Genomic DNA, 24,207 nt, shown 5'->3' with positions numbered 1-24,207 from the left:
ATTCCTCCTGGTTGCTTAAAGGTTCAGCCCTCGATCATACAACTTCTGGCCTCGCAGATAAGAGCCACGCCCTGGCTGCCGATTCTGGTGACCACCACTGCCATTGCCTGCTTGCCCCGCAACCGCAGCTTCTTACGAAGTGCGTCCGGATCAACATCTACTCCGCGCACCAAAATCTCCAGGGCGCCGACGTCATAGGGTGCGAGCGCGCTCTTGAGCTTCTTCAGCGGTACCTGCTCCAGGATCTTAAAGCCGGTGTAGCCCGCCGGAATCCGGTCACCTGTGAGATAGGCGATCCGCTCGTCCAGCATCCACAGCCCTTCCCGCACTGCGAAGTGCCGTACCAACCCGGCGCGCACTACTGCCCCATCCGGGTCGATGAGATAGCTGCCGTGGGGCCCCGCAAGCTCCGTCTGCGTGGGCAGCAGGTCAGTGAGACGATCGATGCTCCCGCGAATCACCACCGCCTCGCGGCTGGCCCCCTCCGCGAGTTCCGGTGTGTAGAGGCATGCTTCTTTCACCCCGCCATTGACGCTGACTAGGGATACCAGCCCATCCCACTCGGAGAAATCAAGCCCGGGGGCGCATTTCACGGCCAGTGGTCCGTTATGAGCATCGAGGAGTGCTGGCAGCGGTGGCAGCAGGTCTGCTGGATTCGTGATCCGACGGCCGCCGGCCCGGCGCGCAGGATCAGCCACCACCACATCGGCCGTGATACAAGGCTGGAGTGCGTCCGCTTGGAAGAACGATGCCTCTGGCACATTGTGTTGTGCCATCACCAGGCGTGGCAGGGAAAGATCCGAACCGAAGTAGCGCAGCCCCGCAGCCATGCTTGCCACACCTTCGGTCCCGATGGAACAGGTCACGTCGTGCACTGTGCACTGACCGAGCACCCGACGAATACGCTCGAAACGCACTTCAGATACGGCCAGTGGCGTGGCCTGCTGGGAACTATCGCTATCCATCAGCCATGTGGCGGGGAGCTTGCCTTTGGAACGAGCGTCGAGCAGCTCGGCGACTGCGCGGCCGTACTCGCCGAAACGGGTCGTGAGCGTGGCGACGCGCTTGAGTGGATCCGTGGGCAACTCGAGGTCGGCGAACTGCCCAGTGTGCGCGACGAGGAATCGGGCTTCAGCGAGGGATATCAAAAGCGCTCCGGTAGGTCCCCGTAGCGGAAGAAGTCCTCGAACCAGGGATCATCTGGGTCACCGATGATCGGGGTCATGTCGACGTTGGTCAAAGAAGCTTCCAGTTCTGCGACGGTGTGAAATTCAGTGAGGGCCGTCAGCTGCGCCCAGGTCGGGATGACAAGGCGCACCAAGCCGGTCCGGAAACCAGTGAGGATGAGCGAAGGCAGGAACCAGCCCGTCGAGGAGGCCTCGCGGGTCGCGCCATCAGGCAGCTGTCCCATCGGTGTCTGCGCCACGAAGGAAAACGTGTCAAAGCGCGGATCGACGGGCCCCGGCCCTACCCAGCGGGCGAAAGGATACAACAAGTCTGTGGCAACGGTGAGCTCGTTGTCCGCCAGAAACTGTGTGAAAGACAGCTCGTGGTTCTCCAGCAGCGGCCGCGCGGCAGCGTACTGCACAGAATCCGAGACTAATTCTCCGGTGCGGTGGCGGGCCAGGAGGATCCCCGACTCTTCGAAGACCTCCCGTACTGCGGCCATCACCAGGCCATGCGCGATGTCAGCCTCGATGCCCAGGAGCTTGCCCCAGCGCTGTGCTTCCACGCCATCGACGGGCCCACCCTGGCCGAGGTCACGCTCGTCTAACCCACCGCCGGGAAAGACGGTGGTGTTCGGGAAGGTGGGCATCTCCGCCACACGTTCCTGTACGTATACCTCGAGGCCAAGGGGAGAATCGCGGACGAGGATCACTGTCGCTGCGAGCTTGGCGCCACGGATTCCTTTCATGAGCGCCAAGTCTAGCCTGCGCGGTGGCTGCCTTGTCCGCGAATCCGGCGGGCGAAGTAACGACCGTCGATCCTTTCGAGGTGGATGGCCTGGTGAAATGTTGTAGTCAGGTTTTCACTCGTCATCACGTCATCGATCAGGCCTTGGGCTACCACGGTGCCTTCGTCGAGAAGCAGCGCGTGGGTGAAGCCGAAGGGGATCTCCTCCACGTGGTGCGTGATCATGACGATCGCTGGGGCGTCCGCATCCAGGGCCAGCTCGCCCAGGTACCCCACCAGGTCCTCGCGACCGCCGAGGTCGAGGCCGGCGCCGGGTTCGTCGAGAAGCAACAGCTCGGGGTTGGTCATGAGGGCGCGGGCAATCAGGACGCGCTTGCGCTCACCTTCGGAGAGGGTGCCCCAGGTGCGCTTGGTCAGATGAACTGCGCCGACGCGCTCGAGGATTTCCATGGCCTGGTCGAAGTCCATCTGGTCATATTCCTCCCGCCAGCGCCCCAGGATCGCGTAGGCGGCGGAGACCACGAGGTCCTCCACCGTTTCCTCTTTCGGGATGCGGTTACCAAGCGCCGAGGAGGAGACACCGATCATGGTCCGCAAGTCACGCATGTCCGTCTTGCCTACCTGCTCCCCCATGATGCGGGCACTACCCCCGGACGGGTATTCCTCCGCGCCGGCGAGCCGCATGAGGGTGGTTTTTCCGGCACCGTTCGGTCCGATGATGACCCAGCGCTCATCCAGTTCTACCTGCCACGACAACGGACCGAGCAACGTGCGGTTATTGCGGACGAAGGTGACGTCGTCAAAGTCGATGATCAAGTCAGGGTTGTAATCACTCACCACACCATCATGGCAGCGAATTGCCGTCGCCGTGTGCGATCGTGGCCGAACACCTACTCTGGATCTAGTAATCCCCAAGTGGAAAGGACCTTAACATGACCGGACGACTCGGCCTCGATGACGTAAGACCACAGGTTTCGGGCGGCGCGCCTGCCAAGGCGGTTGTTGGTGAAGTTGTGCCCGTTTTCGCGATCGCCTGGCGCGAGGGCCACGACGCAATCTCGGCAACGCTCAACGTCAAAGGTCCGGATGACTCCGCCGTCGCGGCGAAGACGAGTCGCACCATCATGTCCCGCGGGGAGGACCCTGACCAGGTGCATGGCATCTTCGTCCCGGATGTGCCGGGCATGTGGTCCGTGCGTGTCGACGTCTGGAGCGACCCAGTAGCCACCTGGCGTCATAACGTCACCGCCAAAATCGAGGCCGGCCAGAGCGCCGCTGAGCTTGCTAATGACATTGAAATCGGCGCACAGCTGTTTGACCGAGTCGCCTCCGGCGCACCTAAGGTCCACCGGGAAGCACTCCGCGCAGTCTCCGAATCCTTGCGTTCTAGCGGCGATCCCCGGGCCCGCGTGGCTCCTGCCTTTAGCCGTGAGGTCTCCGCGATCCTCAATATGTACCCGCTACGTGACCTGTTGACCCGGGGCCAGACCCTGTACGTGCAGGTGGATCGCCGTAAGGCGCTGGTGAGCTCCTGGTACGAGTTCTTCCCACGCTCTACTGGCGGCGTTGACGAATCCGGCACCCCAGTCCACGGCACCTTCGCCACCGCCGCTGCCGAGTTGGAGCGGGTTAAGCAGATGGGTTTTGACACCGTTTACTTCCCGCCGATTCACCCGATCGGTGAAGTCAACCGCAAGGGGCGCAATAACACGTTGACCCCAGGCCCGAAGGATGTTGGATCCCCCTGGGCAATCGGCTCCAAGGACGGCGGCCACGACGCCGTGCACCCTGCGCTCGGCACCCTCGCGGACTTTGACGCCCTGATGCAGCGCGCTAAGGAACTCGATCTGGAAATCGCGCTGGACCTGGCACTGCAGTGCGCCCCCGATCACCCGTGGGCAACAGCGCACCCAGAGTGGTTCACTGTGCTTCCCGACGGCACCATCGCTTACGCGGAGAACCCGCCCAAGAAGTACCAGGACATTTATCCGCTGAACTTTGACAACGATCCCAAAGGCATCTACGAAGAAATCCTGCGCGTGGTGCTGTTCTGGGTCGAGCACGGCGTAACCACCTTCCGTGTGGACAACCCCCACACCAAGCCAGCGAACTTCTGGGAGTGGCTCATCGCCCAGGTGCACGAGGATCACCCGGAGGTCATCTTCCTGGCGGAGGCATTCACCCGGAGGCCACGCCTCTACGGGCTAGCCAAGGCCGGATTCTCCCAGTCCTATACCTATTTCACGTGGCAGACCACGAAGCAGGAGCTCACGGAGTTCGGCGAAGAGATCGCCGGCATGGCGGACATCTCTCGCCCGAACCTGTTCGTGAACACCCCGGATATTCTGCACGCCTCGCTGCAGTACGGCGGTCGCGGCATGTTCGCTATCCGCGCGGTCCTCGCCGCCACCATGTCCCCACTCTGGGGCGTCTACTCCGGCTATGAGTTATTCGAGCACGAGGCCGTGAAGCCGGGCTCGGAGGAATACCTGGACTCCGAGAAGTATGAGCTGCGCCCGCGCGATTTCGCGGGTGCCCTCGAGCGGGGTGATTCCTTGGAGTCATTCATCACGATGCTCAACGGCATCCGCCGGGAGCAGCCTGCACTCCAACAGCTGCGCAGCATCCATTTCCACGAGACCAACAATGACCAGATCCTGGCCTATTCCAAGGCAGATGCCCTCACCGGCAATGTGGTACTAGTTGTGGTCAATTTGGACTCCTACAACGCCCAGTCCGGAATCCTGCGACTGGACTTGAACAAAATTGGCATGCCTGCATCTTTCGAAGTGGCAGATCAAATTACCGGGCGCACTTACACTTGGGGAGAGAGCAATTACGTCGAGCTCAAGCCGTGGGAAGATGTCGCGCATATCTTCGTGCTGCCGGAGGTCGTGGAAGAGCGTCGAGAAGCACTCGCTTGGCGCGAAGTAACCGAGTACAGGAGCTAAAATGACCGATCTGTCCCGTCTGTTGCACTGCCAGCATCACGACCCGCACTCCTACTACGGTCGCCACGGCGAAGTCATTCGCACCCGCCAGCTTGGCGCTAGCTCCGTCGTCGTCCTGTCCGGTGGCAGCCGCTACGAGATGAGCCCGCTTGGCGACGACATCTTCGAAGCCACCGTCCCCGCCGGCAATTACCAGCTGGAGGTCACCTGGCCGGAAGCAACCGTAGCCATCGAGGATCCCTACCGCTTCCTGCCCACGCTGGGAGAACTGGACATCCACCTGATCGCCGAGGGGCGCCACGAGCGCCTCTGGGACGTGCTCGGTTCGCATGTGTGCACCGTCGACGGTGTGAGTGGTACCAGCTTCGCGGTGTGGGCCCCGAACGCCATCGGCGTTGCTGTTGTCGGCGAGTTCAACGGCTGGAACGCCTCGCAGCACCCGATGCGTTCCTTGGGTTCCTCGGGCATCTGGGAGCTCTTCCTCCCCGGGGTTGGCGAGGGCACCGTCTACAAATACGCCATCCAAACCCCGGAAGGGCACCGTCGCGATAAGGCAGACCCGATGGCCCGCAAGGCAGAGATCCCCCCTGCTACCGGCTCCATCGTCACAGCCAGCTCCTACGAGTGGAAAGACGCCGAATGGCTGGCCACCCGTGAGGACGTCGCACAAAAGCCGATGAGCGTCTACGAAGTACACCTCGGCTCCTGGAAAGAAGGGCTGAGCTACGCCGATTTGGCGACCGAGCTGGTGGACTATGTCGCCGATCAAGGCTTCACCCACGTGGAGTTCATGCCCGTCGCCGAGCATCCCTTCGGCGGCTCCTGGGGCTACCAGGTGTCCGGTTACTACGCCCCCACCTCCCGCTGGGGCGAGCCGGATGAGCTGCGCGCGCTTATCGACGCCTTCCACGCTCGAGGCATCGGCGTCCTCGTCGACTGGGTCCCAGCACACTTCCCCAAAGACGACTGGGCACTGGCCCGCTTTGATGGCCGACCAGTCTACGAACACCCAGATTGGCGGCGCGGCGAGCAGAAGGACTGGGGCACCTATGTCTTCGACTTCGGTCGCCCCGAAGTCCGCAACTTCCTGGTTGCCAACGCCCTGTACTGGCTGGAGGAATTCCACTTCGACGGCCTACGTGTCGACGCAGTAGCCTCCATGCTCTACCTGGACTACTCCCGGGAGCCGGGTGAATGGGCCCCGAACCAATACGGTGGCCGCGAGAACCTCGAGGCAGTGCAGTTCCTGCAGGAAATGAACGCAACCGTGCACAAGCTCCACCACGGCGTACTCACCATCGCTGAGGAATCCACCTCTTGGCCAGGAGTCACCGCCCCCACCGATCACGGCGGCCTCGGTTTCTCCCTCAAGTGGAACATGGGCTGGATGAATGACACCCTGGAGTACTTCTCCAAGGACCCAATCCACCGCAGCCACCACCACGGCGACATCACCTTCTCGATGATCTACCAGTACAGCGAGAACTTCTGCCTGCCGATCTCCCATGACGAAGTTGTTCATGGCAAGGGCACCCTGTGGACCCGGATGCCAGGCGACACCTGGAACAAAGCCGCCGGCGTACGTACCCTCTTCGCCTACATGTGGGCGCACCCCGGCAAGCAGCTGCTCTTCCAGGGCCAGGAATTTGCCCAGTCCCGCGAGTGGACCGAGGAGCATTCCCTGGACTGGCACGAGTTCGACGGCTGGGAATCCGAATACCACCGCGGTATCCATCGGATGGTTCGTGACCTCAACCTCGTCTACACCGGCTCCCCAGCCCTGTACACGCAGGATAACGAGCAGTCCGGGTTCTCCTGGGTCAAATCCGACGATGCAACCAACAACATCCTGGCGTTCATGCGCTACGGCAACGACGGCCAGAAATACCTCTGCGTCTTCAACTTCGGCGGTGGCACCCACCCTAATTACAGCCTCGGTGTACCCGCAGGCGGCACCTGGACGCGCGTGATCAACACCGATGACGCGGTCTACGAAGGCGCAGGCAATGACTTGCCGCTCTCCGTCTGGGCGCACGACTCACACTGGGATGGCTATGAGCACTGCGTGACGCTGCATATCCCGGCCATGTCTGCGCAGTGGTACCGCTGGGACGGTTAGTCTGGCAGAGTTCTTAGGCCACTATAGGTACGCTGTCTACTAGTTACTACCTGCGCTTTTCACGAGGGCGAGGGGCAATGACGCCCCCGCGAGGGCGCACAGCAATTACCCACATAATCATGGCTACGGACAGCACTACAGCGATCCCTGCCGTGGCTGGTGCGTATTCTTCGGGTCTCGGTCGGACTAATGCAACCCTGAGCACGCAAACAAAACAAAACACGAATGGCAGCGGCATTAGATCAGGCAATACCTGATCATGTCGTTCTTGCCACCACACAATTGCCAGGAACAGGTCTGCCGCTGCACAACTAGCAAGGCCCAGCCAAATCCCCTTCAACTGCATCAAAAAAGTTTGCTCGCCATTTTCGCCCGCGCGACCTTCACCCGTGGATCGCCAGCCTCGAACACCGCGAACAGTTCGATGAGACGCTTCTTCACGTCCTCGTTCGGAAGTAGCTGGATGAGACGCTCGAAAGCCTCCTCCACTGCGCCAACCGCGATCTGGGCGTCGGCAGCCGCCAGTTGCTTGTCTACATCCTTAGGATCGGCATCGGCAGCCAAGATTGGGTCGCCTTCCGCAGTCGCGAGTCGCGCCACCAGCTTCGCGTTGTCGAGCGCCGTCTTGGCTTCCTTGTTTGCGGGTTCCTTTTTCAGGATCTCCTCATAGGCCGCGATCGCGCCCTCAAAATCGCCTGCATCGAGCAGGCCAGCCGCCGCCACGAGACGGGGATCTTCTGGCTTCTCCTCACCCAAGCCCGGTAGTTTTCCGGCCACCGCATTGACCACCGCCGCGGTCCACTGTTGCAGGGCATCCAGCGGCTGACCGCCTTCAAAGTTGGCGAGCGGCCGGCCGTCGGCAAGCGCAATGACGCTGGGCAGGCCGGTGATGCCGAAGGCCTGCGCGATCTGCGGCGTGGTGTCGGCGTCGACATAGGCAAAGAGCCAGGTGCGGTTTGCTTGGGAGGCCAGGGTGCTCAGATTGTGCCGGAGTTCTTCGGATTCCGGGCTGCGGGAGGTTCCTACGAGGACAACCACCGGCACCTTCATTGACAACCCCAGGGTCGCTTCGAAATTCTCCTGCGTCAGGGTCGTGGTGGTGGCGACGTCCCCGCCGGCGGCTGCGGCCTTGGCATCAGCGCGTGCTTTCAGTTCTGCTAGATCAACTACGGCCATTATTGCTCCAATCGTTTCTCTACGGAGGCTACCTTCTGCTGCAGCTGTCCCGTGTAACCGGGCCGGATGTCCGCCTTGATTACGAGGGAGGCGCGCGGGCTCACTGCGAGCACCGCATCCGTCGCGCGCTTCACGACGCCCATAACCTCATCCCACTCCCCCTCAACCAGCGTAAACATCGCATTCGTCTCATTGGGGAGCCCGGACTCACGAACAATGCGCACGGCCTCCGCAACAGCGTCGGCCATGTCCGCGCTTTCATTGGTTACCGCAGGGGCAACTGAAAAGGCAATAATCATGAACCCCAGCATAGTGGGATAGCGCGAACTAGAATGGGATCATGTCTGATATTGCAAACATCGAAATCCCTCACGAGTACATCACCTGCCTCGACCACGTCGGCATTGCCGTCCCAGACTTCGACGCAGCGGTTGAGTTTTACCGTTCCGCATTCGGCTGGGTCAACCACCACGAAGAGGTCAACGAGGAGCAGGGCGTCCGCGAGGCAATGATCGGCCCTAAGGATATGACAGCGCGCGATGGCATGGTTCAGCTGCTCGCTCCGCTGAACGAAGAGTCCACCATCGCGAAGTTCATCGACAAGAAGGGCCCCGGCCTGCAGCAGATGTGTCTGCGTACCAACAACATGGATGCCCTTTGCGAGCACTTGCATGCCAACAATGTGCGTCTGCTCTACCCAGAGCCAAAGATCGGCACCGGCGGCGCGCGCATCAACTTCGTGCATCCTAAGGATGCTGGCGGCGTGCTACTGGAGATCACCGAGCCTAAGTAAACCTCGCCCAGCACGGCTTATGCCAGTGCCTGCGGTCGTCCTCCCGTCCGGGCTCCCACGCCACCACGTGGGCGATTCCGGGCGGGATATTTTGGTTGCACCCCGGGCAGATATAGAACTTAGTGGCCCGGCTTGCACCCATCTGCCGGACTAGATACTCCACGCCGTCGCGGTCGGTGGCGGATCTGGTACCCCAATAGGCCGCGCCGTCCCGGGGTAGTTCGCGCGGCGCCGGCCGGTTGTACTTGTTCCGGCGCGACATTAGAACAGACGCAGCTCGTTGGATTCAATGCCCCGCAAGTCCTGGTAGTCCAACACAACGCAGCGGATACCGCGGTCTTCGGCCAGAGTACGCGCCTGGGGTTTGATCTCCTGCGCGGCAAAGACGCCATGCACGGGCCGCAGGAGCTCGTCGCGGTTGAGCAGCTCCAGGTAGCGGGTGAGCTGCTCCACGCCGTCGATACCGCCCCGACGTTTGATCTCCACAGCGACGGTCTCCCCGGACTCGTTGCGGCACAGAATGTCCACCGGACCGATGGCGGTTGGATATTCGCGGCGGATGAGCTTGTAGCCGTCGCCTAGCGTGTTGATGTGCTCTGCCAGCAGCTCCTGCAAATGCGCCTCGACACCATCTTTTTCCAACCCTGGGTCGGTGCCGAGCTCGTGGGTGACATCGGCAATGATCTCACGGATCGTAATGCGCAGCTGCTCGCCCTTCTTGTTCTCAACGATCCACAGCTGCTCACCGGTGTTCGTGCCTTCGAGGTCCAGGACGGGCTGTTCGACGAGCGTACACGGGGGTGTCATCCAATTTAGTGGCTTATAGGCGCGGTCGTCGGCATGCACACTCACGGAGCCATCGGCCTTCACCAACAGCAGGCGCGTGGCTTCAGGAAGGTGTGATTCGAGCCGACCAACGTAGTCTACGACGCACTGGGCGATCACTAGTCGCATTTATTTTTCTTTCCTCAAGTACTTTTGCGCGGTCTTAACATCCATCCGCTGCAAAGGCTGAGTAGGCGCGGATTCAATCCAGGCTAGCAAGGCCATCTCCGCATGTGGGTCAAGCGCCCATTCAAATTCGCCTTGGTTAGTCTTCAACGCAATAATCCGGCGGCTTGATTCCATGAATTTTTGTTCAAAGACCGTCTGGTTACGACGGTCTTTCAACAAAAACCCACAGCGATCAAAGCTGATATCTGGGTTGGGACTGATGGAGCGGAGCTTGTAAAAGTCAAGTTTCTCGCCGTGATATTGAATCACTCCGTGTCGCCAACCTCGCGCATCCTGAGCGGGAACTCGGCGCATGAGGACCTGGGTGCCGGAATGGCGATGGTTGAGGAAGCGCCAAACAGCTAGACATGCCAGAAGGGCGATAAGCGCGATAAAAGTTAGCACGAAAATATCCACTGAAACCTCCTCGTTATAAGGGCCTATTGTAGATCAACTTGCCCCGAAAACGACAACAGAGCCCACCGAGTGATCGGCGGGCTCTGTTGTCCTTAGAAGCCTTAGGCTTCCTGAGCGCGGCGAACCGCGCGTAGTTCTGCTTCAGCGCGTGCCTTTGAAGACTCATCCCCGGCAGCAGACAGTGCAGACTCAGCGTCGGAGGAATTAACCTCTTCGGCCCAGATAGCGTAGTCAGCCAAGATGGTCACCTTGTCGGTACTAACCGAGAGGAAACCACCCTGGACGGCAGCAGTAAGCTTCTTGCCGTCCACGGGGCGGATGGTCACAACGCCATTTTCGACCAGCTGGCCGAACATTGGCTCGTGGCCTGGCAGCACGCCGATCTCACCTTCGGTCGTCTGAGCGGTAACGATGCTGGCTTGGCCAGACCACAACTTGCGCTCGACGGAAACCAATTCAACGGTGATATCAGCCATGGTTGCTGCCCCTTACTTCTCGGTGAGCTTCTTGTACGCAGCCTCGACGTCGTCCAAGCCACCCAGACCGTTGAAGGCCTGCTCTGGGTAGGTGTCGAACTCGCCGTTGCAGATGCGCTCGAAAGCATCGATGGTGTGCTCCAGAGGAACGTAGGAACCAGGGATACCGGTGAACTTCTCTGCGACGAAGAAGTTCTGGCCCAGGAAGCGCTCGAGGCGACGCGCGCGGGCAACGGTGATCTTGTCCTCTTCAGACAGCTCGTCCATACCAAGGATGGCGATGATGTCCTGGAGTTCCTTGTTCTTCTGCAGAATACGAATCACGCGCTGCGCGATTTCGTAGTGACGCTCGCCGACGATACCTGGCTCGAGGATACGAGAGGTAGAGGTCAGTGGGTTCACTGCAGGGTAGATACCCTTGGAAGCGATACCACGGTCAAGCTCGGTGGTGGCATCCAGGTGGGCGAAGGTGGTGGCTGGCGCTGGGTCGGTGTAGTCGTCGGCAGGCACATAGACGGCCTGCAGAGACGTAATCGACTTACCCTTGGTGGAGGTAATGCGCTCCTGGAGAACACCCATCTCATCAGCCAAGGTTGGCTGGTAACCCACTGCAGACGGCATACGGCCGAGCAGCGTGGAAACCTCAGAACCAGCCTGGGTGAAGCGGAAGATGTTGTCGATGAACAGCAGCACGTCCTGGTGCTGCACATCGCGGAAGTACTCCGCCATGGTCAGACCGGACAGCGCCACGCGCATACGGACTCCCGGTGGCTCGTCCATCTGGCCGAACACGAGTGCAGTGTCCTGGAGAACGCCCATCTCTTCCATTTCGAGGAAGAGGTCGGTGCCCTCACGGGTACGCTCGCCGACGCCTGCGAAAACGGAGGTACCGGAGAACTCGCGTGCAATACGGGTAATCATTTCCTGAATCAGGACGGTCTTACCCACACCTGCGCCGCCGAAAAGACCAATCTTGCCGCCCTTAACGTAAGGGGTCAGCAGGTCAATGACCTTAATGCCGGTCTCGAGGATCTCGGTCTTGCCTTCGAGCTGGTCGAATGGAGGTGGATCGCGGTGGATGCCCCAGCGCTCTACACCTTCACTGACTGAAGGATCATCGAGGCAGTCGCCGAGGGCGTTGAACACGTGGCCCTTAACGACGTCACCGACAGGCACAGAAATTGGCTTGCCAGAGTTCTTTACCTCAGTGCCGCGGACGAGGCCGTCGGTAGGTGCCATGGAGACGGCACGAACCAGGTTGTCGCCGAGGTGCTGTGCAACCTCGAGGGTAATGGTCTTTGCGACTGCTTCGAGGGTGACCTCAACAGTCAGTGCGTTGAACAGGGCCGGCAGCTCGCCACGCGGGAATTCCACGTCGACGACCGGACCGATGACACGCACGACACGGCCAGAGGCGTATGCGCCTGGCTGTGCGTTCTGCTCTACAAGAGCTGTAGTCATAATCTAGTCACTTTCTCCGCTTTCGGCGAGCGCACCGGCGCCACCGACGATCTCTGTGATTTCCTGGGTAATTTGAGCCTGACGTGCCTGGTTTGCCACGCGAGAGAGGTCATTTACCAACGCCGTAGCGTTGTCGGTTGCAGACTTCATTGCGTTGCGTCGCGACGCCGACTCGGAAGCAGAAGCCTCCAGAAGCATCGCAAACAGGCTGCGAGATACGTACTTTGGCAGCAATTCTGCCAAAAGGGTATCCGCGTCTGGCTCGAACTCGACATCAGAGTGGATCTCGCCTGGGTCGGCGAGGATGCCCTGCTCGAAGTCGAGCTCCTTGTCTTCGATCACTGGCTCAATTGGCAGCAGCTGATGAGCAACAGGCGTCTGCGTCAACATGGACACAAACTGCGTGTACACAACGTGTACCTGATCGAATCCCTGAATCGCTTCGCCTTCATCAGCGCTGAGACCCGGACGCCACTTTGCAGTGCCCTCCGAACCTGCGATGAAACCGTCAATCAGGTGGCGACGCAGGTCGTGCGTCTCCTTGTAGCCCGGATCCTGGGTGTAGCCGGTCCAAGCGCCTGCTACCTCCTGACCACGGAACTTGTAGTAGCCGACACCCTTGTTGCCGGATACGTAAATAACTGGCTCGTAGCCCTTCGCCTCAAGGAGAGCACGCAATTCGCGTGCCTTCTTGAAGACGTTGTAGTTGTAACCGCCGGCCATGCCGCGGTCACTGGTGACCACCAAAATGGCAGCGCGCTTACCGTTTGGTCGTTCGCGAAGCATTGGGTGATCCAGGCTGGAAGCAGCAAGCAGCTTTTCGGTAACCTTGCGGATCTCCTCTGCATACGGCTTAGCGGCCTCGACTCGTCCTTGAGCTTTGGTGATACGCGAAGTAGCGATCAGCTCTTGAGCCTTGGTGATCTTCTTCGTTGACTTGACCGACTTGATGCGGTCACGCAGTTCGCGAAGATTAGCCATGGTGTTACGCCTCCCTTCTCATGCTCGGTTGAACTTGTTGATTCATGTGATGAAACTACTTGTTCACCTTGCGGGAAACGGTCAGCTGCTCCTTGCCGAGGTCACCCTCGGACATTGGGTCAACCTCTGGCTCACCGATGACTGGGGAGCCCTCGGTGGTCACGAAGATGTGCTTGAAATCCTCGGTGCTCTGGATCAGAGTCTGCTTGGACTCGTCGGACAGTGCAGCGCCACCAGCGATCTGATCGTAGACACCTGCAGCGTTGGAGCGCAGGTAGTCATGCAGCTCTACCTCGAAGCGACGGACATCTTCGACGGGAACGTTATCGAAGTGGCCATCACCGGCGAGGAAGATGGAGACGATCTGGAACTCAACAGCCTGTGGAGAGTTCTCCGCCTGCTTGAGCAGCTCAACGAGACGCTGACCGCGCTGCAGCTGAGCCTTGGATGCAGCATCCAGGTCAGAAGCGAACGCAGCGAATGCCTCGAGATCGCGGTAGGCAGCGAGGTCCAGACGCAGGGAACCTGCGACCTTCTTCATGCCCTTGGTCTGAGCGGCGCCACCAACACGAGACACCGAAACACCAACGTTAATTGCTGGACGAACGCCCTGGTTGAACAGGTCGGACTCCAAGAAGACCTGGCCGTCAGTAATGGAGATGACGTTGGTCGGAATGAAGGCGGAAACGTCATTTGCCTTCGTCTCAATGATCGGCAGTGCCGTCATGGAGCCCTTGCCCATGTCGTCGGAAAGCTTTGCAGCACGCTCCAGCAGACGAGAGTGCAGGTAGAACACGTCGCCTGGGTATGCTTCTCGGCCTGGTGGGCGGCGCAGCAGCAGCGAAATCGCACGGTAGGCTTCTGCCTGCTTGGTCAGATCATCGTAAATGACCAGAACGTGCTTGCCCTGGTACATCCAGTGCTGGCCCAGTGCGGCACCTGCGAATGGTGCGAGCCACTTGAAGCCGGCGGAGTCAGATGCTGGAGCAGCCACGATGGTGGTGTACTCCAGAGCGCCATGATCTTCGAGGGTCTTGCGGACGGCGGCAATGGTCGAGCCCTTCTGACCGATGGCGACGTAGATGCAACGCACCTGCTTGTCGACATCGCCGGACTCCCAGTTTGCCTTCTGGTTCAGTATGGTATCGATGCAGACCGCGGTCTTGCCGGTCTTGCGGTCGCCAATGATCAGCTGACGCTGACCGCGACCGATTGGGGTCATTGCGTCGATTGCCTTGATACCAGTAGCCAGTGGCTCTTCGACCGGCTGGCGCTGCAGCACGGAAGGTGCCTGCAGTTCCAGGACGCGGTCTTCTTCCTTATCGATGGCGCCAAGGCCGTCGATAGGCAGACCCAGTGGGTTGATAACGCGGCCGAGGAATGCATCTCCGACCGGAATGGAAAGGACCTCGCCGGTCCGCTTTACTTCGTCGCCTTCGGTAAGAGTCTCGTAGTTACCCAAAATTACGACGCCGATGCGATCGGTGTCGAGGTTCTGTGCGACGCCAATAACGCCGTTTGGGAACTCGAGCAGCTCATTCGCCATAACAGACGGCAGACCAGAAACCTGGGCAATACCGTCAGCTGCCGAAATGACCACGCCGACCTCCTCACGGGAGGCCTCCGGGGAGTAGCTCGAGGTGTAGTTCGCAATCGCGCTACGGATCTCATCGGAGGAGATCGTCAGCTCCGCCATGTTCTTCCTGCTCTCGGTTGTTTCTTCCAGCAATTTATGTCTTCTAATAGTCGTGTTCTAAACAAAGCTCGTGCGGAGCTTCTCGAGCTTGCCCGAGGTGCTGCCGTCGATTACTTCATCGCCAACGCGGATGACCAGTCCACCGAGGAGGCTGGGATCAACCTCAGTGTGGATGCTCACCTCACGACCGTAAATGTGGCCCAATTTGACTGCCAGTGCATCGGTCTGGATCGCATTCAAAGGTTCCGCAGACTGCACAATGGCTACTTCCTTGCCACGCAGACCAGCTGCGAGGGAAGCAAGAGCTGCCATGTCATCGATTGGGTTGTCCTCTGGGCGTCCGACTGCCTGCTTAGCCAGTGCCTCGGTGACGGCGGTTACCTTGCCGTAGAGGACGTTGGCCAGCAGCTCGCGCTTGCGATCAGCATTCGTGTTGCGGTCCCCCAGCAGCTGTGCAAGTTCGGTTTCATCCTTGAGGATGCGACCGAGGGAGAACAGTTCGTCCTCTACCCTGTCCAGCTGGCCCTGCTTCTCAGCAGAACGCAGTAGGGCGCGACGGCCCAGCTCAACGAGTCCGGTACGGAACTCGCGGGGAGTTGACCAGATCTGCTGTGCTGCTTCGAGGGCAAAATCCAGAGTCATCTGGGAAACTTTGCCACCGAATACAGCGCGCATCAGGCCAGTTCGCTGCTCGGCAGTGGCTGAAGAATCAGCCACAGCGACACGCAAGCCACGGTCGCCGTCGAGAACCTCGACGATGCTGAACAGCTCAGCACCGGTTTGGGAGGCAGCTGCGATCGCCTGATCAGAGTTGTTGATCCATTGATCAAGCGTCTGAGCAGTCTTCGTCAGTGCTTCGCGGCTAGCTGCGTGCATGTCGCCTACTTTCCGGCCGGAGCCACAGAATCGAGCTCGGACAGGAACTTATCAATCGTGCCGGAACGCTTAACGTTGTCGGACAGCTGCTCGCCGATGAGGCGCTCAGCCAGATTGATGGAGTTCTGACCCATCTCTTGGCGCAGTTCGGTGACAACCTGCTGGCGCTGAGCCTCAAGCTGCTTTTCACCGGATGCGATGATGCGGTTGCTCTCTTCCACGGCCTGTGCCTTCATTTCTGCAACGATCTGCTTGCCCTTTTCACGGGCTTCTTCGCGGATCTGTGCAGCTTCAGCGCGTGCCTCAGCGAGCTGTGCGTTGTACTTCTCAAGGGCAGCCTTGGCTTCAGCTTGAGCAGCCTCAGCGCGCTGGATACCACCCTTAATCCGGTCCTCACGCTCAGTCAGGACCTCCTGGAACTTCGGAAGAACGAGCTTCCAGAAGATGAACAGGACGACGACGAGCGGAACGAGGGACCAGACGATGTCGTAAGCCTTCGGCATCAGGAGTGGGTTGCCGGTCTCGAGTGGCAGTCCACCTCCCTCAGCGGCGAGGTAAGTGATGACGTTCGTCATAATCCTTGTGCTTTCTTTTTGCTATCGAGGTCTGTTCGATTAAACAAACAGGAAGCCGGCGACCAGGCCGATGAGGGCGAGTGCTTCAACGAATGCAATGCCCAGGAACATGGTGGTACGGAGCTGGCCGGCCATCTCAGGCTGACGTGCCATGCCCTCGAGTGCCTTGCCGACGAGGATGCCGATGCCGAGGCCTGGGCCGATGGTAGCGATGCCGTAGCCGATGGTTGCGAGGTTACCGGACATGCCAGCAGCGTCCTGAGCGAGGATCAGTTCGTTCATTGTGTCGTTCCCTTTCTGGGTGCTCCCCCGGTTGTCGGGTGAGCAAGTGATATTGATGATTTTCAGATTATGGAGCCGTTAAAGCTCCGTGGGGTCAGTGTTCGTCTGCGTGCAGCGATAGTTCGATGTAGACGGCCACCAGCAGGGCGAAGATGTACGCCTGCAGGAAGACGACCAAGAGCTCGAAGAACGTGAACGCAATCGCGGCAAAGATGGTCACGACGGACATCCCGGTCCAACCGTTGAACTGCCAGAAGAAGAAGTTAGTGGCAGAAAACAGCAAAACCAAGATGATGTGACCAGCCAGCATGTTTGCCAGAAGACGCAAGGTCAACGTGGCGGGTCGCATGATGAACGTCGAGAAGAACTCGATTGGCACCACCAAAACGTGAAGCAGTGGCGGCAGGTTAGGAATAACCACAGAAGACTTCAGGTACTTGAAGAAGCCATAGCGCTTAGCGCCGGCGTAAATGAAGACCACGTAGCCGAACAGCGCCAAAATCAGTGGCATACCAATGCGCACGTTTGGCGAAATGTTCAGTCCAGGAATGACTGTCGGCGCATTCATAAAGAGAACGAGGAAGAAGATGGTCGCAATTACCGGAAGGAACCGACGACCCTCTTTCTTTCCAAGGATGTCCTCAGCGATATGAATACGCACGAAGTCTAAACAGAGTTCTGCGAAGTTCTGCACACCAGAAGGGATGAGCTTCGGGCTGCGCATTGCGACAACAAAAAAGACCGCGAGGATGAGAGTCATCAGAAGACGAATCAACATCAAACGATCAAGTGCGAACCAGTTGTTAGCAAAACCAGTGAGCAGCATGCCCACTACGTCGCCATCATCGGTCACATGCCCCGGGAAAAGTTCATGGTCCAGATTAGGTGCGTGAAACTCACCCTTCATGGACAAAGTTGTAACGCTCAGCGTTCTCTCCCGTGTTCGGGCCGTTTCTTCTGCAAGAAACGGTGCGATGGAGGTCTAAAAATCTTGCTTGATCCACTTTGGACTCCGTCGCACATCATCAAAGTGAACCTGCGGGGAAACCCCATCAGTCGTTTCCCCGCGCACTGAGCTGCGGATTCTGATGGAGATTGCCCGTCTTGCAGACTATCAGGACTGATTGCGTTTTTCCCAAGTTGGGTGGGGGGTAGGAAAAAGCAATATACAGCACAAAAGCAAAATATAGCGTGACCGGGGAATTTCCACTTTGTAAGCTAGGTCACAAGGTTGAATAGGTGGGCTATTCGGGGGTACTCATCAGCCCCCTTAGTGAACATAAGTCACCTTAGAGGTAACAACTCCCCAGACTTCGCTACCCAGCACTACGATCAGCGCAACCACAACTGTGACAATGAAGGCGATCCGATCATAGAAGTGCATATCGCGCAGGAAGTACAGCGCGATCAGGAGCACCACGATTTTAAAAAGCCAGCTGCCCAGCACTACCGCACCCGTGGTGGCGGGGCTGGTATTTGAGGTAGCCAGCACGCTCAGCACGGTCAACAACATGAAGCCGCCACCTATCGACGCCCCGAGCACCACGCCCCATATCCCGGGCAAATCACGGAAGGCTCCCCACGCGGCCAGCGAAATAACGGTGGCTACTGCCAAGCCCAGCCACCCGAATTTGAGGGCGCGCAATAGCGGACGCCGATGGTCATCATACTCACTTTTCACAAGCAGCTACCCTACCTCACCGAGCTCTTCGCAACGGCAGGAGTGTCCAGCCGATAGCCAGCAGCACACCGATCGCAATGCCCACGATGGCCACCTGGGCCGGAAAAACCGTAAAGCCCACGGCGCCGAATGCAACCACTGAGACCCACCCGTAGAGCACAAGTACCACGTGTCGATGCGAATGCCCGAGGGCCAGCAGCCGGTGATGCAGGTGCATTTTATCCGCAGCGAAGGGCGACTTCCCCTGCGAGACACGACGCACGACTGCCAGGATCAGGTCCAAGGTAGGCACGAACACTGCAGCGACAACGACGATGAACGGGGAAAGCACGGCCACGATGTCAGCAGCGCCATACAAACTCATGTTGATCTTGCCCGAGGCGGAGGTAGCCGCCGCTGCGAGCAGCAGCCCGATCAGCATCGAACCGGAGTCCCCCATGAAGATGCGCGCCGGCTCAAAGTTGTGGGGCAAGAATCCCGCGCATACTCCCACCAACCCAGCAGCAATAATCGCTGGCGGATACGCGGACACGGTACCGCCCTGGTCATGCAGGACGGTGATGGCAAAGATAAGGATCGCCAGCCCCGCGATCATGCCAAGCCCGGCGGCGAGGCCATCAAGGCCGTCGACAAAGTTAATGGCGTTGATCAGCATCACCGTAAACAGCGTTGTCAAGACAGTTGACTGGACTTGGTCGAGTACTAGCGTGCTCCCCTCCCCGAAGGGCATATACAGCAGCGTCCAAGACAGGCCAAGCAAACTCATCACCACCGCGCCGGCGAGCTGTCCGATCAGCTTGGTGATGGCATCTAATTCAAACAGGTCATCCAGTACTCCAACGAGCACGATGACAAAGCCAGCCCACACCACTGCATCCATTTCTGGCGTGATTGGGCGAAAGCCTCTAGTAAGGGCGGGCAACTGATCCGCCAGAAACACTGCGGAGAGGAACCCGGAAAACATAGCGACACCACCCAGACGTGGCTTCGGAATCGTGTGGACGTCACGCTCGCGAATCGCCGCCATCCGGCCCCATCGGACTATCAGATAGCGGACGATGCCTGTGCTCAGGAAGGTCACCGCGGCGGCGACGATCAAGACCAAGGCTATTTCGCGCAGCGGTACCCCCACTGCTCCGGCTCCCATTTCAGCGCAGGCTTTCTGCCGTTACCCCTAGCACTTCCGCGATCTGCTGAGCTGAGATTGCTCCTTCGCGCAACAGCTTTGGTTGTTCTCCCGACAGGTCAATAATGGAGGATGGCTGGCCGACTGGGCATTCGCCACCGTCGAGGTAGACGTTGACCGCGTTGCCCAGCTGCTGCTTCGCCGCAATCGCGGTGGTCGGTGGAGTGTGTCCCGAGATATTTGCAGAGGACACCGCCATTGGACCAGTTTCGCGCAGCAACTCGATTGCCACCGGATGCAGTGGCATACGCAGCATCACGGTGCCACGGGTATCCCCCAAGTTCCAGCTCAACGAGGGAGCCTGCGGAACCACGATGGATAGTCCGCCCGGCCAAAAGGCCTCGACCAGCGTGCGCGCCTGGTCAGAGTAGGTGTGGACCAAGCCTTGGATCGTATCCCAAGAGCCGACCAACACCGGAACGGGCATATCAGGACCACGTTGTTTAGTCTGCAGCAAGGAAGCCACAGCGTTGTTGTCAAAGGCATCGCAGCCCAGGCCGTACAAGGTATCTGTTGGCAGGACCACAAGTCGACCGGAGCGAACCGCGTCGCTAGCAGCGCGCAGTCCGAGGGCGCGGGTGGCTGGGTCTTGGCAGTCGTAGACTCGACTCACTGTTGTACTCCTAAGACATTGTGGGTAATCAAACGATTAGCTTACTCGCAGATTTTCTCCGCGCTAACGTAACGGTCACGGCCAGCGAAGTCGCGGTGCGAAACGATGTTTCCGAAACAGCCCGCTTGTTCCAGCACCGCACGAACCTGCGCCGCCGTTGAGTCATCGTGTTCAATCCCGAGCGCTCCCCCGACCTTGAGTAGCCGTGCCAGCACCGGAAGCATCGCTTCGATGACATCCATTCCACTATCACCGCTGAACACGGCGTGGTGCGGATCCACCCGAACCTCGGGATCTACCTGCGTACTCTCTGGCACATAGGGTGGATTGCTCACCACGAGATCGCAACTGCCGCTTAGTTCGGTGAGCACGGTGGGCGAGGTGACATCGCCCAGCTCTAGCCGAACCTGCGGTGCTAGCGTCGCAATATTCCGCTGCGTCCAGGCTGCGGCCCGCGGGTCCAACTCGACAGCGGTGACCTCCGCATCCGGCAGCAGCGTGGCAAGGTAGAGCGCCAGCGCCCCGCTGCCGGTACAAAGATCAACCACACGCGGCTTATCGACGCCCCGAGCCCGCACCCACTGCACCGCCCACTCTCCCAGCAACTCCGTCTCCGGGCGTGGGACAAAAACCCCTGGCCCAACGGCCAATTCGAGATGCCCAAAAGGAGCTGTTCCTAGGAGATGCTGCAGCGGCACGCGCTGCGCGCGCCTGGCCACTAAGTCCGCAAACTTTTCAGGCAGGTTTTCCGTGTCATGCAGGATCAGATCCATTCGGGAGCACCCGAGGACATACGCGGCGAGGGTTTGGGCGTCGAAAAGCGGCGAAGCCACCCCGGCTGCAGCTAGGGTGGCGGTCGCTTGGCGGAGGCTAGCCAATTTACTCGGCTTCGAGCCTGGCCGCGCGATCTGCGGCTTGGAGAGCTACAAACAGATCGTCCATGTCACCGTTCAATACTGCGTCCAGGTTATTGGACTTGTAGTTGATGCGGTGGTCGGAGATGCGGTTTTCCGGCCAGTTGTAGGTACGGATGCGCTCAGAACGATCCATGGTGCGCACCTGCGCGGCGCGCCCCTCGGCGGCCTCCGCGTCGGCTGCTTCTTCCTGCATCTGCTGCAGGCGAGCGGCAAGCACCTGCATCGCGCGGGCCTTGTTCTGAATCTGAGAGCGTTCCTTCTGACAGGTCACTACCAGGCCCGTTGGCAGGTGCGTGATACGCACTGCGGAGTCAGTAGTGTTCACGCCCTGGCCGCCCTTACCGGAGGAACGGTAGACGTCGATACGCAGCTCCTTCTCGTCGATTTCCACGTCCTCAACCTCGTCGGGTTCTGGGTATACCAGCACACCGGCGGCGGAAGTTTGGATGCGGCCCTGCGACTCAGTGACTGGGACGCGCTGGACGCGGTGGACGCCACCTTCGAACTTGAAGACGCTCCACGCGCCGTCGCGGGAAGGCTGCTTCGACTTGATCGAAAGGGTGATGTCTTTAACACCGCCCAGATCAGATTCGGCCAGACCGAGGATTTCCGTGGCAAAGCCATGCTTCTCGGCGTACTTCTGGTACATCTTCAGCAAATCACCAGCGAACAGCGCGGCTTCTTCGCCACCAGCACCCGCCTTGATCTCCATGACGATATCTTCGGAGTCATGCGGATCGCGCGGCGCTAGCAGGTCGGTGAGCTTTTCCTCAAGCTCCAGCACCTGCGGTTCGAGGCGATCCACCTCTCCTTGAAAATCATGGTCCTCGTAGGCCAATTCCTTGGCTTCTGCGAGGTCCTCCTTAGCCTGAGTGAGCTCGCGGTAGACGTTGATGATCGGCTGCAACTCGGAGTAGCGCTTACCGGCCTTGCGCACCCGCGCAGAGTCGTTAGCGAACTCCGGGTCTTGCATTTGGGCCTCGAGGCCCTGGTATTCCGACAAAATATCGTCGACAACGGAAACTTCAGACATTAGGAGTATTCCTCTTCATTTCCTTGATCTGCAGCCATCGGCGCGGAAGAAGCAATTTGCATGAGGAACTCACCATTGGACTTGGTCTTCTTCAGCTGCTTAATCAGCAGGTCAATGGCCTGTTGATTATCAAGCGCGGAGAGGATGCGGCGCAGCTTGTGCATGATGCGAGCCTCTTCCGGAACCAGCAGCAGCTCGTCCTTACGGGTGCCGGATGGGTTCACGTCAACGGCTGGGAAGACGCGTCGCTCGGAGATCTTGCGATCCAGCTTGAGCTCGGCGTTACCGGTGCCCTTGAACTCTTCGAAGATCACGGTGTCACCAGCGGAGCCGGTCTCCACCATCGCGGTGGCGATGATGGTCAACGAACCGCCGTTTTCGATGTTGCGGGCAGCACCGAGGAAACGCTTCGGTGGGTACAGGGCGTTGGAGTCCACACCACCGGAAAGAATACGACCGGATGCTGGGGAGCTGTTGTTGTAGGCGCGGCCCAGGCGGGTGATGGAGTCAAGCAACACGACGACGTCCTGTCCCTGCTCCACGAGGCGCTTCGCACGCTCGATTGCCAGTTCAGCCACGGCAGTGTGCTCTCCTGGCGGGCGATCGAAGGTGGAGGCAATAACCTCGCCTTTCACGCTGCGCTGCATGTCGGTGACTTCTTCTGGTCGCTCGTCCACCAACACGACCATGAGGTAGCACTCTGGGTTGTTGGTAGCAATCGCATTGGCGATGTTCTGCAGAATCGTCGTCTTACCGGCCTTCGGCGGGGAGACAATCAGGGCGCGCTGGCCTTTACCGATCGGCATGATCAGGTCGATGACACGGGTGGTCAGGATCTTCTGATCCGTCTCCAGGCGCAGGCGCTGATTCGGGTACAGCGGCGTGAGCTTGGCAAAGTCTGGCCGGTTGCGAGCTTCCTCGACTGGCTTGCCGTTCACCGAGTCAACGCGGACGAGCGCATTGTACTTCTGGCGATTTCGGCCGCCACCATGATTATTAGGCTGGCCCTCACGTGGCATCTTGACCTGGCCGGTGATGGCGTCACCACGGCGCAGCCCGCACTTGCGGATCATCTGCTGGGTGACAAACACGTCGGCGGTGCCAGCCTGGTAGCCGGTGGTGCGGACGAATGCGACGTTGTTGTCCACGATGTCGAGGATGCCGCCCACAGGCTGAAGTACGTCGCCTTCGCGGATTTCGTCGTTGGTGTCGGTGTTGCGGTTGTCGCGGTCACCGCGGTCGCGGCGATTACGGCCCCGGTCACGGCGGTTGCGACGACCACGGCCACCCCGCTCGTTGCGGTCCTCTTCGCTGCGATCTCCACGGTCATTTCGCTCGTTGCGGTCACCACGGTCGCCACGGTCGCCACGCTCAGGGCGTTCAGAGCGCTCAGAGCGTTCCTGCTGCTCAGACTGCGAGTTCTTGGAGTTGTCGTTGTGGGATTCGCCCTTAGCAGAGTTCTGGTTGCCCCCCTGCTCGGAATCCTGAGCTGAGTTCTCGCTGCGGTTGTCCTCCCGCTGTGCGGAACGCGCCCGGTTGCGGCGAGCGCGGCGGGCGGCGGAACGAGACTCGTACTTGTTCTCGTTATTGTCCTGGCCACCGTTGTGCTCGCTCTCGGCGTGCTGAGGCTGTTCCGACTGAGGTGCAGTTTCCGCCGCGTTCTCTGCAGCGGGCTGCGTCTTCGTCACGCGACGACGGCGTGGTGCGCGTGCGCCCTCGCCGTCGTCAGCATTGCCAGCTTCGGGTTTCTCCGCTGCTGGTGCGGACTTGCCACCGGATTGAATGGCGGCGATGAGTTCCGACTTGCGCAGTCCGGAGATTCCTCGAATACCACGCTCTTCCGCGAGTTTGCGGAGTTCGGGCATACGGAGTGCGCCAAGGTTTTGGGAAGCGCCGTCGCTTTGTGCGGCGCTGTCTGGTTGAGTCACAGATATCCTTTCGTCGCTTCAAGGGTTCAATTAAGAGAACCGGAAGCTTCTGTGGAATTCATAGCGAGGTGCATTGCACCTATAACCGCAGGCCCGGGGAAGTCCCCACGATGCGTGCGAAAAATAAAACAAGAGTCAC

25 protein-coding genes are annotated in these 24,207 nt (G+C 59.6%); 3 read left to right on the top strand and 22 right to left on the bottom strand.

Features of this window, described 5'->3' with window-relative positions:
* Positions 1-23 precede the first annotated feature (23 nt).
* From WG915_RS05985 to WG915_RS05975, 3 genes are read right to left on the bottom strand one after another with little or no spacing between them, the layout of a single operon-like run.
* On the bottom strand, positions 24-1,148 hold the full coding sequence (locus WG915_RS05985; protein ID WP_339564469.1) for a THUMP-like domain-containing protein: 1,125 nt from the start codon (positions 1,146-1,148) through the stop codon (positions 24-26).
* The gene (locus WG915_RS05980; RefSeq protein ID WP_339564468.1) at positions 1,145-1,915 is read right to left on the bottom strand and encodes an NUDIX hydrolase; all 771 of its coding nucleotides are present in this window, start codon (positions 1,913-1,915) and stop codon (positions 1,145-1,147) included. The genes WG915_RS05985 and WG915_RS05980 overlap by 4 nt, the downstream gene beginning before the upstream one ends.
* 11 nt (positions 1,916-1,926) lie before the next feature.
* Positions 1,927-2,751 (bottom strand): ABC transporter ATP-binding protein, encoded by an 825-nt coding sequence (locus WG915_RS05975; RefSeq protein ID WP_339564467.1) that lies wholly within the window; start codon positions 2,749-2,751, stop codon positions 1,927-1,929.
* A 95-nt stretch (positions 2,752-2,846) separates the two neighbouring features.
* Here WG915_RS05975 and WG915_RS05970 point away from each other — a divergent pair, with 95 nt between their 5' ends.
* The gene (locus tag WG915_RS05970) at positions 2,847-4,865 is read left to right on the top strand and encodes an alpha-1,4-glucan--maltose-1-phosphate maltosyltransferase (protein ID WP_339564466.1); all 2,019 of its coding nucleotides are present in this window, start codon (positions 2,847-2,849) and stop codon (positions 4,863-4,865) included.
* A 1-nt stretch (position 4,866) separates the two neighbouring features.
* Positions 4,867-6,984 carry a 1,4-alpha-glucan branching protein GlgB gene (glgB, locus tag WG915_RS05965; protein WP_339564465.1) on the top strand — a complete coding sequence of 706 codons (2,118 nt, stop codon included), beginning with the start codon at positions 4,867-4,869 and terminating at the stop codon, positions 6,982-6,984.
* Between the two features lie 345 nt (positions 6,985-7,329).
* Here the strand turns inward: glgB and WG915_RS05960 are convergent, their stop codons facing one another.
* Together WG915_RS05960 and WG915_RS05955 are read right to left on the bottom strand one after the other, a co-directional pair.
* Positions 7,330-8,160 (bottom strand): tetratricopeptide repeat protein, encoded by an 831-nt coding sequence (locus WG915_RS05960; RefSeq protein ID WP_339564464.1) that lies wholly within the window; start codon positions 8,158-8,160, stop codon positions 7,330-7,332.
* Complete coding sequence (locus WG915_RS05955) at positions 8,160-8,459, bottom strand: thiamine-binding protein (protein ID WP_339564463.1); 300 nt, start codon at positions 8,457-8,459, stop codon at positions 8,160-8,162. The genes WG915_RS05960 and WG915_RS05955 overlap by 1 nt, the downstream gene beginning before the upstream one ends.
* A 41-nt stretch (positions 8,460-8,500) precedes the next feature.
* On the opposite strand from WG915_RS05955, the gene mce reads away from it, so the two are divergent.
* The gene (mce, locus tag WG915_RS05950) at positions 8,501-8,953 is read left to right on the top strand and encodes a methylmalonyl-CoA epimerase (protein WP_445227788.1); all 453 of its coding nucleotides are present in this window, start codon (positions 8,501-8,503) and stop codon (positions 8,951-8,953) included.
* On the opposite strand, the gene WG915_RS05945 is transcribed toward mce, so the two are convergent.
* The 17 genes from WG915_RS05945 to rho all read right to left on the bottom strand — a co-directional run bounded on the left by WG915_RS05945 (position 8,946) and on the right by rho (position 24,068).
* Positions 8,946-9,215, bottom strand: coding sequence for a hypothetical protein (locus WG915_RS05945; protein ID WP_339564462.1), 270 nt, complete (start codon positions 9,213-9,215; stop codon positions 8,946-8,948). The two genes, mce and WG915_RS05945, sit on opposite strands and share 8 nt — an antisense overlap.
* Positions 9,215-9,907 carry an endonuclease NucS gene (gene nucS / locus WG915_RS05940; protein WP_339564461.1) on the bottom strand — a complete coding sequence of 231 codons (693 nt, stop codon included), beginning with the start codon at positions 9,905-9,907 and terminating at the stop codon, positions 9,215-9,217. Before nucS ends, WG915_RS05945 begins: the two co-directional genes overlap by 1 nt.
* A complete protein-coding gene (locus WG915_RS05935; RefSeq protein WP_339564460.1) occupies positions 9,908-10,363 on the bottom strand; it encodes a DUF2550 domain-containing protein in 456 nt (151 codons plus the stop codon). It lies immediately after the preceding gene.
* Between the two features lie 101 nt (positions 10,364-10,464).
* Complete coding sequence (locus tag WG915_RS05930) at positions 10,465-10,839, bottom strand: F0F1 ATP synthase subunit epsilon (RefSeq protein WP_339564459.1); 375 nt, start codon at positions 10,837-10,839, stop codon at positions 10,465-10,467.
* A gap of 12 nt (positions 10,840-10,851) precedes the next feature.
* Positions 10,852-12,300: a F0F1 ATP synthase subunit beta gene (gene atpD / locus WG915_RS05925; protein WP_339564458.1), complete on the bottom strand. Its 1,449-nt coding sequence runs from the start codon at positions 12,298-12,300 to the stop codon at positions 10,852-10,854.
* A gap of 3 nt (positions 12,301-12,303) precedes the next feature.
* On the bottom strand, positions 12,304-13,281 hold the full coding sequence (locus WG915_RS05920) for a F0F1 ATP synthase subunit gamma (RefSeq protein ID WP_339564457.1): 978 nt from the start codon (positions 13,279-13,281) through the stop codon (positions 12,304-12,306).
* 55 nt (positions 13,282-13,336) lie between these two features.
* Positions 13,337-14,977, bottom strand: a complete 1,641-nt coding sequence (atpA, locus tag WG915_RS05915; protein WP_339564456.1) for a F0F1 ATP synthase subunit alpha — start codon at positions 14,975-14,977, stop codon at positions 13,337-13,339.
* A gap of 57 nt (positions 14,978-15,034) precedes the next feature.
* Positions 15,035-15,853: a F0F1 ATP synthase subunit delta gene (locus tag WG915_RS05910; RefSeq protein ID WP_339564455.1), complete on the bottom strand. Its 819-nt coding sequence runs from the start codon at positions 15,851-15,853 to the stop codon at positions 15,035-15,037.
* 5 nt (positions 15,854-15,858) lie between these two features.
* A complete protein-coding gene (locus tag WG915_RS05905) occupies positions 15,859-16,428 on the bottom strand; it encodes a F0F1 ATP synthase subunit B (RefSeq protein ID WP_339564454.1) in 570 nt (189 codons plus the stop codon).
* Between the two features lie 39 nt (positions 16,429-16,467).
* Positions 16,468-16,710 carry an ATP synthase F0 subunit C gene (locus WG915_RS05900; RefSeq protein ID WP_339564453.1) on the bottom strand — a complete coding sequence of 81 codons (243 nt, stop codon included), beginning with the start codon at positions 16,708-16,710 and terminating at the stop codon, positions 16,468-16,470.
* Between the two features lie 94 nt (positions 16,711-16,804).
* Positions 16,805-17,617, bottom strand: coding sequence for a F0F1 ATP synthase subunit A (gene atpB / locus WG915_RS05895; protein WP_339564452.1), 813 nt, complete (start codon positions 17,615-17,617; stop codon positions 16,805-16,807).
* 363 nt (positions 17,618-17,980) lie between these two features.
* Positions 17,981-18,391 (bottom strand): hypothetical protein, encoded by a 411-nt coding sequence (locus WG915_RS05890; RefSeq protein ID WP_339564451.1) that lies wholly within the window; start codon positions 18,389-18,391, stop codon positions 17,981-17,983.
* 16 nt (positions 18,392-18,407) lie between these two features.
* A complete protein-coding gene (locus tag WG915_RS05885) occupies positions 18,408-19,538 on the bottom strand; it encodes an MraY family glycosyltransferase (protein WP_339564450.1) in 1,131 nt (376 codons plus the stop codon).
* A gap of 1 nt (position 19,539) precedes the next feature.
* Positions 19,540-20,190 (bottom strand): L-threonylcarbamoyladenylate synthase, encoded by a 651-nt coding sequence (locus tag WG915_RS05880; RefSeq protein WP_339564449.1) that lies wholly within the window; start codon positions 20,188-20,190, stop codon positions 19,540-19,542.
* A 41-nt stretch (positions 20,191-20,231) separates the two neighbouring features.
* The gene (gene prmC / locus WG915_RS05875; protein ID WP_339564448.1) at positions 20,232-21,068 is read right to left on the bottom strand and encodes a peptide chain release factor N(5)-glutamine methyltransferase; all 837 of its coding nucleotides are present in this window, start codon (positions 21,066-21,068) and stop codon (positions 20,232-20,234) included.
* A gap of 1 nt (position 21,069) precedes the next feature.
* Positions 21,070-22,140 carry a peptide chain release factor 1 gene (gene prfA / locus WG915_RS05870; RefSeq protein ID WP_339564447.1) on the bottom strand — a complete coding sequence of 357 codons (1,071 nt, stop codon included), beginning with the start codon at positions 22,138-22,140 and terminating at the stop codon, positions 21,070-21,072.
* On the bottom strand, positions 22,140-24,068 hold the full coding sequence (gene rho / locus WG915_RS05865; protein WP_339564446.1) for a transcription termination factor Rho: 1,929 nt from the start codon (positions 24,066-24,068) through the stop codon (positions 22,140-22,142). The genes prfA and rho overlap by 1 nt, the downstream gene beginning before the upstream one ends.
* Positions 24,069-24,207 lie beyond the last annotated feature (139 nt).

The organism is Corynebacterium sp. H128 (assembly GCF_037482625.1).
Taxonomy (GTDB): Bacteria; Actinomycetota; Actinomycetes; order Mycobacteriales; family Mycobacteriaceae; genus Corynebacterium.
The sequence above is the reverse complement of the archived record's forward strand: the minus strand, read 5'-3'. Positions and strand labels throughout refer to the sequence as shown.

What these genes read in the sequence shown, in the direction of transcription:
- WG915_RS05960 (WP_339564464.1), bottom strand. Translation starts at nt 8,160, where the DNA reads ATGGCCGTAGTTGATCTAGCAGAACTGAAAGCACGCGCTGATGCCAAG.
- WG915_RS05885 (WP_339564450.1), bottom strand. Translation starts at nt 19,538, where the DNA reads ATGGGAGCCGGAGCAGTGGGGGTACCGCTGCGCGAAATAGCCTTGGTC.
- WG915_RS05955 (WP_339564463.1), bottom strand. Translation starts at nt 8,459, where the DNA reads ATGATTATTGCCTTTTCAGTTGCCCCTGCGGTAACCAATGAAAGCGCG.
- WG915_RS05910 (WP_339564455.1), bottom strand. Translation starts at nt 15,853, where the DNA reads ATGCACGCAGCTAGCCGCGAAGCACTGACGAAGACTGCTCAGACGCTT.
- prfA (WP_339564447.1), bottom strand. Translation starts at nt 22,140, where the DNA reads ATGTCTGAAGTTTCCGTTGTCGACGATATTTTGTCGGAATACCAGGGC.
- nucS (WP_339564461.1), bottom strand. Translation starts at nt 9,907, where the DNA reads ATGCGACTAGTGATCGCCCAGTGCGTCGTAGACTACGTTGGTCGGCTC.
- atpD (WP_339564458.1), bottom strand. Translation starts at nt 12,300, where the DNA reads ATGACTACAGCTCTTGTAGAGCAGAACGCACAGCCAGGCGCATACGCC.
- glgB (WP_339564465.1), top strand. Translation starts at nt 4,867, where the DNA reads ATGACCGATCTGTCCCGTCTGTTGCACTGCCAGCATCACGACCCGCAC.
- WG915_RS05970 (WP_339564466.1), top strand. Translation starts at nt 2,847, where the DNA reads ATGACCGGACGACTCGGCCTCGATGACGTAAGACCACAGGTTTCGGGC.
- mce (WP_445227788.1), top strand. Translation starts at nt 8,501, where the DNA reads ATGTCTGATATTGCAAACATCGAAATCCCTCACGAGTACATCACCTGC.
- atpB (WP_339564452.1), bottom strand. Translation starts at nt 17,617, where the DNA reads ATGAAGGGTGAGTTTCACGCACCTAATCTGGACCATGAACTTTTCCCG.
- WG915_RS05930 (WP_339564459.1), bottom strand. Translation starts at nt 10,839, where the DNA reads ATGGCTGATATCACCGTTGAATTGGTTTCCGTCGAGCGCAAGTTGTGG.
- WG915_RS05945 (WP_339564462.1), bottom strand. Translation starts at nt 9,215, where the DNA reads ATGTCGCGCCGGAACAAGTACAACCGGCCGGCGCCGCGCGAACTACCC.
- WG915_RS05900 (WP_339564453.1), bottom strand. Translation starts at nt 16,710, where the DNA reads ATGAACGAACTGATCCTCGCTCAGGACGCTGCTGGCATGTCCGGTAAC.
- WG915_RS05905 (WP_339564454.1), bottom strand. Translation starts at nt 16,428, where the DNA reads ATGACGAACGTCATCACTTACCTCGCCGCTGAGGGAGGTGGACTGCCA.
- WG915_RS05980 (WP_339564468.1), bottom strand. Translation starts at nt 1,915, where the DNA reads ATGAAAGGAATCCGTGGCGCCAAGCTCGCAGCGACAGTGATCCTCGTC.
- atpA (WP_339564456.1), bottom strand. Translation starts at nt 14,977, where the DNA reads ATGGCGGAGCTGACGATCTCCTCCGATGAGATCCGTAGCGCGATTGCG.
- WG915_RS05920 (WP_339564457.1), bottom strand. Translation starts at nt 13,281, where the DNA reads ATGGCTAATCTTCGCGAACTGCGTGACCGCATCAAGTCGGTCAAGTCA.